Raw genomic sequence first — 12,555 nt, forward strand, 5'->3', positions numbered from 1 at the left:
ATGAACCACGAAAAACGCGGCCTGGAATTCTATCTGCTGGCGATCTTCTTCATCATCTTCGTGCTGTTCCTCTACGGCCCGCTTTCGGCGATCCTGATCCTCTCCTTCCAGGGGCCGGATGGCGGCCTGACTTTCCCGATGAACGGTGTTTCCACGCACTGGTTCTTCAACCTGTTCGAGAAGCAGGCGGTCGGCGATTTCGGCGCTTCTTTCCGCCGCTCCTTCACCCTCGGGCTGATGGTGATGGTGGTGACTGTCGTCGTCTCGCTGCTCGCCGGCCTTGCCTTCCGCCGCCGCTTCCGCGGTTCGACCGCGCTGTTCTACGCCACGGTCGCCAGTCTCGTCGTGCCGTCGATCATCATCTCGCTCGGCATCGGCGTCGTCTTCCAGGAGGGAGGGCTGAAGCCCGCATGGTATTCGTCGGCTTTCGGCGCGCATCTGACCTGGACGCTGCCGTTCGGCGTGCTGATCATGTTTGCCGTCTTCAACCGCTTCTCGCCGGCCTATGAAGAGGCGGCGCGTGATCTTGGCGCCAGCTCCTGGCAGACGTTCCGCCATGTCGTGCTGCCGATGATCGCGCCGAGCCTCGTCGGCGTCGGCCTGTTCGGCTTCACGCTCTCCTATGACGAATTCGCCCGCACGCTGATGACATCAGGCACCTACAATACGCTGCCGCTCGAAATCTACGGCATGACCACCAACGTCACGACGCCGGTGCTCTATGCGCTCGGCACGGTGACGACGCTGTTCTCCTTCACCATCATTCTCGTCGCACTCGGCATCATGACGATGCTCAGCCGGCGGCAGGCAAAGATAAACTGACATGCGCATCCTCATCGTCAATCCGAACACCACGGCCTCCATGACCGAGAAGGCCGCGACCGCCGCGCGTGCGGTGGCCGCATCCGGCACGGAGATCATCGCCGCCACCTCGCGCATGGGACCGGTCTCCATCGAGGGACATTACGACGGTGCGCTGGCGATCCCCGGTCTGCTCGCCGAACTCAGGGACCGGCAGCCGGCGGGTTATGATGCAGCTGTTATCGCTTGCTTCGATGATACCGGGCTCGAAGCGGCACGAACCTTCGCTGATGTGCCGATCCTCGGGCTTTGCGAATCCGCGGTGGTGACGGCGGGCTTTCTGGCGCAGCGCTTCACCGTGGTGACGACGCTGGAGCGGTCGCGGGTGCTGATCGACAATCTGGTGCGCCGCTACGGCATGGGCGACCGCGCCAAGGTGCGCGCCTCCGACATTCCGGTGCTCGAGCTGGAAGATGCGGCCTCCGGCGCGATCGGCAAGCTCAGGGCCGAGATCGAGCGGGCGCTTTCGGAAGACGGCGCCGAGGCGATCGTACTCGGCTGTGCCGGCATGACCGATCTGGCGCGTGAGCTGCAGGAGATCTACGGCGTGCCTGTCGTCGATGGCGTCGCCGCCGCCGTCAAGCAGGCCGAAGCGCTGGTGTCGCTCGGACTTTGCACCAGCAAGCGCGGCTCCTATGCCACGCCGCTGCCGAAACCCTTCACTGGGGCGATGAGCGCGTTCTCGCCGATCCTGAAGGTCGGCTGACCGATGTCCGTTTCCTTCGACTTCGAGCAGCTTACCGAGCGCCAACGCTACAAGCTGATGATCGGCACGATCATTCCGCGGCCGATTGCGCTGGTGACGACGGTCGACGAGAATGGCCGGATCAACGCCGCGCCCTTCAGTTTCTTCAACTGCCTTTCGGCCGATCCGCCGATCCTTGCGATCGGGGTCGAGAACAATGCCGACATGTCGTTCAAGGACACCGGCCACAATATCCGCATGACCGAGGTGTTCACGGTCAATATCGTCTCCTTCGCGATCGCTGAGGCGATGCATATCTGCGGCGCCAAATATCCGCGCGGCGTCGACGAGTTGAAGGAAGCCGGCCTGACGGCGATGCCGGGCGAGAAAGTGGCCTCGCCCTTTATCGCCGAGGCGCCGGCTGCCTTCGAATGCCGGCGGCATGTGACGCTGGAGCTCGGCCGCTCGCGGCAGATCGTCATGGGCGAGATCGTCTATGCGCATTACCGCGACGGGGTCGTCGATCCGGAAAGGCTGCATGTCGATCCGGCCGCGGTCGATGCCATTGCGAGGCTCGGCGGCGATACCTGCGCCACCATCCGCGACCGTTTCGAGATGTTGACGCCGAAGCTCTGACATAGGGCATTTGCGTTTTCTTCGAGTCACGAAAGTGCTCTATCTCTTTGTCTTCGCGCAATTCCGGACGCAAAACCGCTGCGCACTCTTGCTGGAATTGCTCCAGGGATAGGCCCAAGTTTTTGCTTTACTTTTTCGGCTCCCGCGAGAATGGTCGGCTACGGATCATTGCGGCAGAGGAGCGCTTTACCCATGACAATCGAGGACGATCTCAGCCGGATCGCGGAGCAGGAGAAAGTCCTGAGCTTCGACGCTTTCGACCTGACGACGGCATGGCAACTCGGCAAGCTCCTGCAGGAACTCGCCACCGAGCGCGGCCTCGGCATCGCGATCGACGTGACCCTGCATTCGATGCCGGTCTTCTATGCGGCACTCCCGGGTGTCACGCCCGACAACGTCAACTGGGTGCGCCGCAAGCGCAATATGGTGCTGCGTTATTTCCGCAGCAGCTACGCTTCCGGCCTGAAGCTGCAGAAGGACGGCAAGACGGTCGAGGATAACGGGCTTTCCGGCGCCGACTATGCGCCGCATGGCGGCAGTTTCCCGATCAACGTCAAGGGCACCGGCTGCATCGGCGCCGTCACCGTCTCAGGACTGCCGCAGCGTGACGACCATAATCTCGCGGTCGAAGCGCTGGCGCTGATGCTGGCGAAGGATCTGGATACGCTCCGGCTCGCCCCGCTGCTTTGATGCGGTTTCTTCCGCCGTAATTTTGACAGAAAAAAGCCATGAAAACTGCAAATTTGCGTCGCCGTGACGGTGACGCGGGCTTGTCGTGCGGCTAAGCTGCGGCATCGCACTCCTCATCTTACCCGGGACGCCATGATCCGCTTGTTTCTTGCGCTTGCCGCCACCATCGGCTTCGGTCTTTTGCTTGCCTCCTGCAACACGCTTTCCAAGGAGGAATGCGTCGCCGCCGACTGGCGGGTGATCGGCGAGAGCGACGGGGCGGCGGGCTACGAGCCGCAACAGCGCTTCGCCGCACATGCGAAATCCTGCGAGCGGGTCAAGATCGTACCCGATCAGACGATCTGGTTTCAGGGATATCAGGCCGGTCTGGTGCGCTACTGCACGCCGCTCAGCGGGCTTGCGCGCGGCCAGGCGGGCAGCGGCTATGCCAATGTCTGCCCGCCCGAGACCGCGCCGGGTTTCCTGCGTGGCTTCGGCCTCGGCAGCAAGCAGCACGAGCTGCAGGCACGCCTCAGCTCGATGCAGAGCGATTATAGCAATAAGGAAACTGAAATCGACGAGCTTTCCGACAAGCTGAGGGATGCCAAGGATGGCGACCGCTCGGAACTGCGCCGGCGGACCGAGGATCTCGAAGACGACATGCACGACATCCGCCGCGACCAGCGCGACGTGCAGGACGATCTCGACCGCGTCAGCGAGGATGTCGAGTGGTTCCAGCGCAACCCGAGTGCCGAACTGCCGGCGCCAGGCTACTGATCCTTACAGCGCCGCGCGTCGTTTTGGACGCGCAAAGGACGCTGTAATTAAATAGTTAGAGCATGATGTCGTCCGAAAACCGCTCGCACTTTTCGGCATCATGCTCTGCTTCAGAGCTTCCCGCCGGCCTCGGCGATGCCCTTTGTCAGGCTGCCGGTCGCCGGGAAGAGCGGGATGAGGCAGGCCTGCAGGGCGTGATAGATATCGCCCTTGCCGGGGAACAGCGAGTGTGAGGGGACGAGATCTTCCGTCAGCTCCTCGTGCCAGCCGCCATTCTTGTGATCGATGAAGGCGCGTTCGATCACGTTCCAGATCTTGCGGTAGCTCTCTTCATGGAAATCGCTCGGCAGGTGCTCGTTGAGGAAATGCGCGGCGGCCGCACCTTCGCAGGCTGGCCACCAGAGCTTGTTGCGCTTGGCGGGCTTGTCGTCCCAATCGAGCGTATAGAAGAAGCCGCCCTTGTCGTTATCCCAGCCGAGCGCCATGGATAGCGCAAAGAGCGCCTTGGCCGCATCCGGCATCCATTCGATGCGTTTGCCGCCGAGCGCCCAGAGCTGCAGGATGAGGCGGGCCCATTCCAGCCAGTGGCCGGGCGTCGTGCCGGCCGGGCGGAACATTTCGTTCGGATGATAGTACGTCTTGTCGAGATTCCATTCGGCGTCGAAATGCTCGGCGACGCGCCAGTCGACCGAACCGGCGGCGCGGCGGATGACGAGATCGGCGATACTTTCGGCCTTGGTCAGATAGTCCCGGTCGCCGGTGGCTTCGAAGGCGGCCATCAGCGCTTCGGTCAGGTGCATATTAGAGTTCTGGCCGCGATAGGCGCCGCCATCGAACGGCTGCCAGTCGGCGGTGAATTCCTCGGCGATCGCGCCGTGATTCGCTTCCCAGAACTTCGTGTTCAGGATCTCGGTGATATCATCAAGCATGCCGTCGGCAAGCGGATGGCCGATCGTCTTTGCGGCTGAGGCGGCAAGCAACACGAAAGCATGGCCATAGCCCTGCTTGTTGGAATCGACGGGACCATCATTGTTCAGGGACCAGAAATAACCGCCATTTTTCCGGTCGCGATGATGGTTCCAGATATAGTCCATGCCGTGGTCGACGACATCGGCAGCACCAGGACGGCCGAGCAGGGCGCCGATCGAGAAGCAATGCACGGCGCGCGCGGCGATATGGATGCCGCGGACCTGGCCCTCGGCGTCGAGCGGCCCGCCTTCGTCGTCGAGATCGTAGAAACCGCCCTTGGGGTTGACCGAATTGTGCTGGAAGAAATCGAAAAGACCGTTCGCCTGGGTCAGCAGCCAGTCGCGATGATAGGCGCGGGTCGTCCAGTTTCCAAGCGCGGCGTTGCCGGTTGCGGGTGCCATGATGCTCCTCCGATTTCGTGCACAAGCGTCGCAAACGCCTATATAGAGGTCGGGCAAGCCTGTCATCCGGCGAGATTTGCAAAGCACGAAATCGACAGGCATATATTGACATAAAGATATCTTTATGTGATTTGGAAGTCTGGTCTTACGACGTCAAGGAGCCCTCCCGTGTTTGACAATCTCTTTGGTCCGGAAACGGGCAAGCGTGACGGCAGTGAAGTGTTCGCAGCTTTGAAACAAGCCGCGAGCGAACGCATCCTTGTTCTCGACGGCGCCATGGGCACGCAGATCCAGGGGCTCGGCTATGACGAAGACCAGTTTCGCGGAACGCGCTTCATCGGCTGCGCCTGTCACCAGAAGGGCAATAATGACCTTCTGATCCTGACCCAGCCGGATGCGATCGAAGAGATCCATTACAGATACGCCAAGGCCGGCGCCGACATTCTCGAGACCAACACCTTCTCCTCGACCCGCATCGCGCAGGCCGATTACGAGATGGAAGGTGCGGTTTACGACCTCAACAAAGAAGGCGCCGAGATCGTGCGCCGGGCCGCACTGCGCGCCGAGCGTGAGGACGGCCGCCGCCGCTTCGTCGCCGGCGCCATCGGGCCGACCAACCGCACCGCCTCGATCTCGCCCGACGTCAACAATCCGGGTTTCCGCGCCGTCACCTTCGACGATCTGCGTTCCGCTTATGGCGAGCAGATCGACGGGCTGATCGACGGCGGCGCCGACATCATCCTCATCGAGACGATCTTCGACACGCTGAACGCCAAGGCGGCGATCTTCGCCTGCGAGGAGCGCTTCGAGGCCAAGGGCGTGCGCCTGCCGGTGATGATCTCGGGCACGATCACCGACCTTTCCGGCCGCACGCTGTCCGGCCAGACGCCGTCGGCCTTCTGGAATTCCGTGCGCCATGCCAATCCCTTCACGATCGGGCTCAATTGCGCGCTCGGCGCCAATGCGATGCGCCCGCATCTGCAGGAGCTTTCGGGTGTTGCCGACACCTTCATCTGCGCCTATCCGAATGCCGGCCTGCCGAACGAGTTCGGCCAGTATGACGAAACGCCGGAGCTGATGGCGGCGCAGATCGACAGCTTCGCCCGCGAGGGGCTGGTCAATATCGTCGGCGGCTGCTGCGGCTCGACGCCGGAACATATCAAGGCGATCGCCGAGACCGTTGCGAAGTACAAGCCACGGCCGATTCCCGAGCATCGCCCCTTCATGTCGCTGTCGGGTCTCGAACCCTTCGAACTGACGAAGGATATTCCTTTCGTCAACGTCGGTGAGCGCACCAACGTCACCGGTTCGGCCCGCTTCCGCAAACTGATCACCAATGCCGATTTCACCGCAGCGCTCGATGTGGCGCGCGACCAGGTCGAGAACGGTGCGCAGGTGATCGACATCAACATGGACGAGGGCCTGATCGATTCCGAAAAGGCGATGGTCGAGTTCCTCAACCTGATCGCCGCCGAGCCTGACATCGCCCGCGTGCCTGTCATGATTGATTCGTCGAAGTTCTCGATCATCGAATCCGGCCTGAAGCGCGTCCAGGGCAAGCCGATCGTCAACTCGATCTCGCTGAAGGAAGGCGAGGAGAACTTCCTCGCCCAGGCGCGGCTGCTGCACAATTACGGTGCCGCCGTCGTCGTCATGGCCTTCGATGAGACGGGGCAGGCGGACAGCTACGAGCGCAAGGTGGATATCTGCACGCGCGCCTACAAGCTGCTGACCGAAAAGATCGGCTACCCGCCTGAGGACATCATTTTCGATCCGAACATCTTCGCGGTCGCCACCGGCATTGAAGAGCACAACAACTACGGCGTCGATTTCATCGAGGCGACGCGGACGATCCGCGAGCGCATGCCGCTGGTGCATATTTCGGGCGGCGTCTCCAACCTGTCCTTCTCGTTCCGCGGCAACGAGCCGGTGCGCGAGGCGATGCATGCCGTGTTCCTCTACCACGCCATCCAGGCTGGCATGGACATGGGTATCGTCAATGCCGGCCAGCTTGCCGTCTACGACAATATCGATCCCGAACTGCGCCAGGCCTGCGAGGACGTGGTGCTGAACCGCCGTCCTGACGGCACCGAGCGGCTGCTCGAAGTGGCCGAGCGTTTCCGTGGCGCCGGTGCCAGGGAAGGCCGGGTCCAGGATCTCTCCTGGCGCGAATGGAGCGTCGAGAAGCGTCTCGAACACGCGCTGGTCAACGGCATCACCGAATATATCGAGGCCGATACCGAAGAGGCGCGCCAGCAGGCTGCCCGGCCGCTGCACGTCATCGAAGGGCCGCTGATGGCCGGCATGAATGTCGTCGGCGACCTGTTCGGCTCGGGCAAGATGTTCCTGCCGCAGGTGGTCAAGTCGGCGCGCGTGATGAAGCAGGCGGTCGCCGTGCTGCTGCCCTACATGGAAGAGGAAAAGCGCCTCAACGGCGGCGATGAACGCCGGTCGGCCGGCAAGATCCTGATGGCGACGGTCAAGGGCGACGTACACGATATCGGCAAGAACATCGTCGGCGTCGTGCTTGCCTGCAACAATTACGAGATCGTCGACCTCGGCGTCATGGTGCCGGCGACGAAGATCCTTGAAACGGCGATTGCCGAGAAGGTCGACGTCATCGGCCTTTCCGGCCTGATCACGCCGTCGCTCGACGAGATGGTGCATGTTGCCGCCGAGATGGAGCGGCAGGGTTTCGAGATCCCGCTGTTGATCGGCGGGGCGACGACCAGCCGCGTGCATACGGCCGTGAAGATCCATCCGGGCTACAACAAGGGGCAGACGGTCTACGTCACCGATGCGAGCCGCGCCGTCGGCGTTGTTTCGGCGCTGCTGTCGCCGGAGACCCGCCAGAGCTATGTCGACGATATAAGAGCCGAATATGCCAAGGTGGCGGCCGCCCATGCGCGCAGCGAGGCCGAGAAGGTGCGCCTGCCGCTGCCCCGGGCTCGCGAGAATGCCCACAAGATCGACTGGTCTGCCTACCAGCCGGTGAAGCCGCAATTCTTCGGCACGCGGGTGTTCGAGGATTACGATCTGGCCGAGCTTGCCAAATACATCGACTGGACGCCGTTCTTCCAGACCTGGGAGCTGCGCGGCCGTTACCCCGCCATTCTGGAAGACGAGAAGCAGGGCGAGGCGGCGCGCGCGCTCTGGGCCGATGCGCAGGCCATGCTCAAGAAGATCATCGACGAGAAGTGGTTCCGCCCGCGCGCCGTCATCGGCTTCTGGCCGGCCGGCGCCGTCGGCGACGATATCCGGCTGTTCACGGACGAGAGCCGGAAACAGGAGCTTGAGACCTTCTATACGCTGCGGCAGCAGCTTTCGAAGCGGGACGGGCGGCCGAACGTGGCGCTCTCCGACTTCGTCGCGCCTGTCACAAGCGGTGTTCAGGATTATGTCGGCGGCTTCGTGGTGACGGCGGGTATCGAGGAGATCGCCATCGCCGAACGTTTCGAACGGGCGAACGACGATTATTCTTCGATCCTCGTCAAGGCGCTGGCCGACCGCTTCGCCGAAGCTTTTGCCGAGCGCATGCATGAACAGGTACGACGCGAATACTGGGGCTATGCCAAGGACGAGACGCTCAGCAAGGAGGATCTCATCACCGAAGCCTATGCCGGCATCCGCCCGGCGCCCGGTTATCCCGCCCAGCCTGACCACACCGAAAAGGCAACGCTGTTCAAACTGCTCGACGCTGAAAAAGCGGCTGGCGTGAAGCTGACGGAGAGCTATGCGATGTGGCCGGGTTCCTCGGTCTCCGGCCTCTATATCGGCCATCCCGACTCCTATTATTTCGGCGTTGCCAAGGTGGAGCGCGATCAGGTGGAAGACTATGCGGCCCGCAAGGGCATGGAGGTTTCCGAAGTCGAGCGCTGGCTCGGACCGGTGCTGAACTACGTGCCGCGCAAGGTCGAAACCGAGATCGAGGATGCGGCGTAACCAGCCGTTTGGCGTCGTCCGCTGATAAAGTGATTCAAGAAACGATGGAGCCGGAAAGTGATTCACTTTCCGGCTCCATGCTTTTGAAAATCAAGAAGATTATTCCTTGGAGCCGATGCTGTCGGCTTTGCGGTTCAAGTCACCGCGATCGTCAACTCCGCGACGAAATCATAGGCGTCGCCGCGATAGAGCGAGCGGGTGAATTCGACGGCGCGGCCTGAGCCGAGATAGGAGATACGCTCGATCGACAGGCCGGCCGCACCCACGGAGACGCCGAGAAGCTGGGCATCGGCTTCCTTCATGTTGGTCGCCGAGATGCGCTGCACGGCGCGCACAGGGCGAACCTGGAGGCGTTCGAGTTCGGCATAGAGTGAATTGGTGACGGCTGAGGGATCGGGCAGGAATTCGCCGGAGACGCTAGCGTTCTCGATCGCCAGCGGCTGGTCGTCGGCGATGCGCAGGCGGGAGAGGCGCGAAACCTTGACGTCGGTACCGAGGCCAAGGATCATCATCTCGTCGGGCGAGGGGGTGTGGATGCCCTTGTGCAGCCATTCGGAGCGGGAGGACATGCCGCGGCGCGCCATATCCTCAGTAAAGGAGGTGAGCTGCGACAGGCGTTGCTCGACCTTGGAGACCGGCTTGGCGACGAAGGTGCCCGAGCCGTGGCGGCGCACCAGCAGGCCGTCGGCGACAAGATCGTCGATCGCCTTTCGCACGGTGACGCGGCTGACGGCGGCGAATTCGGCGATGTCACGTTCCGGCGGCAGCGCATCGCCGTGGCCGAGCGTGCCGGTGCGCACGGCCTCTTCGAGCATGCGGCGCAGCTTGACGTAGAGCGGGCCGGTGCCGGCAGCCTGCAGGCGCTCCAGGGACAGGATGGTAGCGAGGTCGTCGCTCATGCCGCACCTCTCTGTCGGTCGTTCAGGAGCTTCACCGCAAGTTCCACCGCGCCGTGCAAGGCATCGTTCTTCGGTCTGGCAAGCAGCGGCCTGTAGCGTTCGGAAAGCCAGGGTTCATAGGCTTCGGCAAGACCTCCGAGCAGGCAGATCGACGGGCATTCGGGCCAGAGCAGCGCGTCGAGGCTTTCGCCGATCGCCGTTGCGGCATCCGTAACGATGCCGACCGCGACGGCATCGCCCTTGGCCGCATGCTGGAAGACGATCGGTGCGTAGCGGGCAAAGTCCTTCGGTCTTGCCGAATGCGCGAATTCGACGATGCGCTCCGGATCATTGCCGTATTCGGCCATGACCGCTTCGGTGATCGGCGATGCCGGGCGCACTCCGTCGTGGGCGAGCAGCGATCGTTCCAGGAGGTCACGGCCGAGGCGGGCGCCGCTTGCCTGGTCGCCGACGACGAAACCCCAGCCGCCGATGCCATTCAGTCGGCCATCCCTACGGGCGTTATAGACCGAGCCGGTGCCGAAGGCGCCGACGATGCCGTCGGCATCGCCGAGCGCGCCCTGCAGCGCGATCAGCGCATCGGTGACGACGCGGCCTTCGGCGAAGGGCAGGGCCTTTTCGATTCGCCTGCCGTAATCCCCGACATTGGCGCCGGCGACGCCGACGACGGCTGCGACGGAGGAAATGGTTTCTGCAGCAAGCCCGGCATCGCGCAGCGCCTGCCGGGCGGATTCAACGATATTGAGAAGAGAGTTTTCGAGATCCGACAGAATGTTGGCAGGGCCTGCCTTGCCGCGGCCGATGATATTGCCGTTTCTGTCCGCGACCGCGGCTCGGCAGCTCGTTCCGCCGCCGTCTATGCCGATTGCAAGCTCCGTCATCGGGCCTCCGAATATGCCGTTCCCCATGTTTTTTACTACAATACCAAAAAAATACCATTTACCAAGTAGGAATGAAGGAGAAAATCAATCTTTTTATCTTATTGATTTTACTTGATAAAATTTTTTAATGAATTTTTGGCAGCGAAAAAGTTAAATTCGGCTGGACAATTGGTATTTTTTTGGCCTTAATTCGATCAAAGGGAACAGCGTTTCGAAGCCCACGAAAACCGGCAGTAAAGCCAAGCCGGAACCGCTTCGAGGATGATTGCAAGGACACCTGCCGGCCCGTGTGGCCAGTGGTTGAGTTCAGGCATCCATCGGCTTTCCCTCGTCATTTCGCCACGCCCGGTGCAGGCCACCGGGAAGGCGCGCACTTCCGGCCGCAGGCGATCCGCCTTTGCGTCCACGAGCTTTCGGGGCCGGCAGTCGCTGGCGGTCCTCCAAGGGGCATTGGGGTGTTTCCTCAGACACGCCAATTGCTTGTTTCAGATCGAAAAACGGCGCCTTCGGCGCCTGACAACAGGAGAGGGAAATGAAAAACACTGCTCTGAAAAGCTTGCTGCTTGCCTCTAGCCTGCTGACGCCGGCAGGTCTCGTCCATGCCGCCGACGTCACGCTGACGCTCGAAAGCTGGCGTAACGACGACCTGCAGATCTGGCAGGAAAAGATCATTCCGGCGTTCGAAGCCAAGAACCCGGGCATCAAGATCGTCTTCTCGCCGACCGCGCCGACCGAATACAATGCTTCGCTGAACGCCAAGCTCGATGCCGGTTCCGCAGGCGACATCATCACCTGCCGTCCGTTCACCTCGCTCGAGCTCTTCAACAAGAAACAGCTCGTCGACATCACCAGCCTGCCGGGCATGGAGAACTTCTCTCCGGTCGCCAAGGCCGCCTGGGCGACCGACGATGGCAAGTCGACCTTCTGCGTGCCGATGGCATCGGTCATCCACGGTTTCATCTACAACAAGGATGCCTTCGATAAGCTCGGCATCTCCGTGCCGAAGACGCAGGACGAGTTCTACGCAGCGCTCGACAAGATCAAGGCCGACGGCACCTACATCCCGCTCGCCATGGGCACCAAGGATCTCTGGGAGGCCGCCACCATGGGCTACCAGAATATCGGCCCGAACTACTGGAAGGGTGAGGAAGGCCGTAAGGCCTTGATCGAAGGCAAGCAGAAGCTGACCGACGCCGAATGGGTCAAGCCCTATGAAGAGCTTGCCAAGTGGAAGCCCTATCTCGGCGACGGTTTCGAAGCCCAGACCTATTCGGACAGCCAGAATCTCTTCACGCTCGGCCGTGCCGCCATCTACCCGGCCGGTTCGTGGGAAATCTCGCTGTTCAACAGCCAGGCCCAGTTCAAGATGGGCGCCTTCCCGCCGCCGGTTCCGAAGGCCGGTGACACCGGCTACATCTCCGACCATCCGGACATCGGCGTCGCCTTGAACGCGAAGAGCACCCATGCCGAGGAAGCCAAGAAGTTCCTCAGTTGGGTTGCTTCGCCTGAGTTCGCCGACATCTATGCGAACTCGCTGCCGGGCTTCTTCAGCCTGAACTCCACCCCGGTCAAGATGTCCGATCCGCTCGCTCAGGAGTTCGTCTCCTGGCGCGGCCCGTACAAGTCGACCATGCGCTCGACCTATCAGATCCTGTCGCGCGGCACGCCGAACCTCGAAAACGAGACCTGGGTCGAATCGGCCAATGTGATCAACGGCACGGATACGCCTGCGGTTGCTGCCGAAAAGCTCCAGAAGGGCCTCGACAGCTGGTACAAGCCGGCCAAGTGATGTGATCAGGGGCGGCGTTTGCCGCCCCTCGTCCGGCCTGCTGGCC

General features: G+C 62.1%; 10 protein-coding genes. 7 read left to right on the forward strand and 3 right to left on the reverse strand.

The window, feature by feature from the left end; translation table 11 throughout:
- The 5 genes from BS629_RS17615 to BS629_RS17635 all read left to right on the forward strand — a co-directional run bounded on the left by BS629_RS17615 (nt 1) and on the right by BS629_RS17635 (nt 3,628).
- The gene (locus tag BS629_RS17615) at nt 1-822 is read left to right on the forward strand and encodes an ABC transporter permease (protein WP_018242920.1); all 822 of its coding nucleotides are present in this window, start codon (nt 1-3) and stop codon (nt 820-822) included.
- Between the two features lies 1 nt (nt 823).
- Nucleotides 824-1,567 (forward strand): aspartate/glutamate racemase family protein, encoded by a 744-nt coding sequence (locus BS629_RS17620; RefSeq protein ID WP_018242919.1) that lies wholly within the window; start codon nt 824-826, stop codon nt 1,565-1,567.
- A gap of 3 nt (nt 1,568-1,570) precedes the next feature.
- Nucleotides 1,571-2,182: a flavin reductase family protein gene (locus BS629_RS17625; protein ID WP_018242918.1), complete on the forward strand. Its 612-nt coding sequence runs from the start codon at nt 1,571-1,573 to the stop codon at nt 2,180-2,182.
- Nucleotides 2,183-2,374: 192 nt separating this feature from the next.
- Nucleotides 2,375-2,872 carry a heme-degrading domain-containing protein gene (locus BS629_RS17630; protein ID WP_012758341.1) on the forward strand — a complete coding sequence of 166 codons (498 nt, stop codon included), beginning with the start codon at nt 2,375-2,377 and terminating at the stop codon, nt 2,870-2,872.
- A gap of 132 nt (nt 2,873-3,004) precedes the next feature.
- The gene (locus BS629_RS17635; RefSeq protein WP_018242917.1) at nt 3,005-3,628 is read left to right on the forward strand and encodes a DUF2799 domain-containing protein; all 624 of its coding nucleotides are present in this window, start codon (nt 3,005-3,007) and stop codon (nt 3,626-3,628) included.
- 110 nt (nt 3,629-3,738) lie between these two features.
- Here BS629_RS17635 and BS629_RS17640 read toward each other — a convergent pair whose 3' ends face one another.
- Nucleotides 3,739-4,998, reverse strand: coding sequence for an AGE family epimerase/isomerase (locus BS629_RS17640; RefSeq protein ID WP_018242916.1), 1,260 nt, complete (start codon nt 4,996-4,998; stop codon nt 3,739-3,741).
- 168 nt (nt 4,999-5,166) lie between these two features.
- Here BS629_RS17640 and metH point away from each other — a divergent pair, with 168 nt between their 5' ends.
- Nucleotides 5,167-8,940 carry a methionine synthase gene (gene metH, locus BS629_RS17645; RefSeq protein ID WP_018242915.1) on the forward strand — a complete coding sequence of 1,258 codons (3,774 nt, stop codon included), beginning with the start codon at nt 5,167-5,169 and terminating at the stop codon, nt 8,938-8,940.
- Between the two features lie 134 nt (nt 8,941-9,074).
- Here the strand turns inward: metH and BS629_RS17650 are convergent, their stop codons facing one another.
- Both BS629_RS17650 and BS629_RS17655 read right to left on the reverse strand, forming a co-directional pair.
- Nucleotides 9,075-9,839 carry a GntR family transcriptional regulator gene (locus BS629_RS17650; RefSeq protein ID WP_018242914.1) on the reverse strand — a complete coding sequence of 255 codons (765 nt, stop codon included), beginning with the start codon at nt 9,837-9,839 and terminating at the stop codon, nt 9,075-9,077.
- The gene (locus BS629_RS17655; RefSeq protein ID WP_018242913.1) at nt 9,836-10,720 is read right to left on the reverse strand and encodes a glucosamine kinase nucleotide-binding domain-containing protein; all 885 of its coding nucleotides are present in this window, start codon (nt 10,718-10,720) and stop codon (nt 9,836-9,838) included. Before BS629_RS17655 ends, BS629_RS17650 begins: the two co-directional genes overlap by 4 nt.
- A 532-nt stretch (nt 10,721-11,252) precedes the next feature.
- On the opposite strand from BS629_RS17655, the gene BS629_RS17660 reads away from it, so the two are divergent.
- Nucleotides 11,253-12,509, forward strand: a complete 1,257-nt coding sequence (locus tag BS629_RS17660; protein WP_018242912.1) for an ABC transporter substrate-binding protein — start codon at nt 11,253-11,255, stop codon at nt 12,507-12,509.
- Nucleotides 12,510-12,555: the final 46 nt, after the last annotated feature.

The organism is Rhizobium leguminosarum bv. viciae USDA 2370 (assembly GCF_002008365.1).
GTDB lineage: Bacteria > Pseudomonadota > Alphaproteobacteria > Rhizobiales > Rhizobiaceae > Rhizobium > Rhizobium leguminosarum.

What these genes read in the sequence shown, in the direction of transcription:
- BS629_RS17615 (WP_018242920.1), top strand. Translation starts at nt 1, where the DNA reads ATGAACCACGAAAAACGCGGCCTGGAATTCTATCTGCTGGCGATCTTC.
- BS629_RS17620 (WP_018242919.1), top strand. Translation starts at nt 824, where the DNA reads ATGCGCATCCTCATCGTCAATCCGAACACCACGGCCTCCATGACCGAG.
- BS629_RS17625 (WP_018242918.1), top strand. Translation starts at nt 1,571, where the DNA reads ATGTCCGTTTCCTTCGACTTCGAGCAGCTTACCGAGCGCCAACGCTAC.
- BS629_RS17630 (WP_012758341.1), top strand. Translation starts at nt 2,375, where the DNA reads ATGACAATCGAGGACGATCTCAGCCGGATCGCGGAGCAGGAGAAAGTC.
- BS629_RS17635 (WP_018242917.1), top strand. Translation starts at nt 3,005, where the DNA reads ATGATCCGCTTGTTTCTTGCGCTTGCCGCCACCATCGGCTTCGGTCTT.
- BS629_RS17640 (WP_018242916.1), bottom strand. Translation starts at nt 4,998, where the DNA reads ATGGCACCCGCAACCGGCAACGCCGCGCTTGGAAACTGGACGACCCGC.
- BS629_RS17650 (WP_018242914.1), bottom strand. Translation starts at nt 9,839, where the DNA reads ATGAGCGACGACCTCGCTACCATCCTGTCCCTGGAGCGCCTGCAGGCT.
- BS629_RS17655 (WP_018242913.1), bottom strand. Translation starts at nt 10,720, where the DNA reads ATGACGGAGCTTGCAATCGGCATAGACGGCGGCGGAACGAGCTGCCGA.
- BS629_RS17660 (WP_018242912.1), top strand. Translation starts at nt 11,253, where the DNA reads ATGAAAAACACTGCTCTGAAAAGCTTGCTGCTTGCCTCTAGCCTGCTG.